Here is a 613-nt window from a genome sequence, read left to right on the forward strand (position 1 = left end):
GGCCACCAACCTTGTTACCGGCCTAGCCGACGCTTTCCTTGATTCCGTTCCTTTGGTAGCCATCACAGGTCAGGTTGCCAGCTCTCATACCCGTACCGATGCGTTCCAAGAAATGGATGTTATTGGTATGTCTCTCGCCTGTACTAAGCACAGTTATCTTGTTACTGACATTGAAGATCTTGCCCCTACGCTAGCCGAAGCGTTTGAAGTGGCCAAAACAGGTCGTCCGGGCCCGGTCATTGTCGATATTGCGAAAGATGTTCAGCTTGCTCAAGCCCCAACAGAATTACTGCCACCTTACGTTGCACCTGAAATCGAAGACGTCAGCACTGAAGACATCAAACGCGCGCAAGACGTGCTGGCAGCGTCCACTCGCCCGGTATTGTATGTCGGCGGCGGTGTGCAGCTAGCGAAAGCAACAGATGCAGTGAGAGAGTTCTTACGTCTGAACCCGATGCCAGCGGTAAGCACTCTAAAAGGCTTAGGTACGATTGAACGCCATGACCCTCACTACTTAGGCATGTTGGGTATGCACGGTACCAAAGCGGCCAACCTTGTGGTTCAAGAAGCGGATCTGTTGATTGTCGTAGGTGCGCGTTTTGATGACCGTGTG

1 protein-coding gene is annotated in these 613 nt (G+C 52.2%); it reads left to right on the forward strand.

Translation table 11 applies throughout. The features are described 5' to 3' along the window. Nucleotides 1–613, forward strand: a 613-nt coding sequence (locus R7044_RS26435) for a thiamine pyrophosphate-binding protein (protein ID WP_263857062.1), incomplete at both ends; no start/stop codon positions are given.

It is taken from the genome of Vibrio sp. 1402 (genome assembly GCF_033340275.1).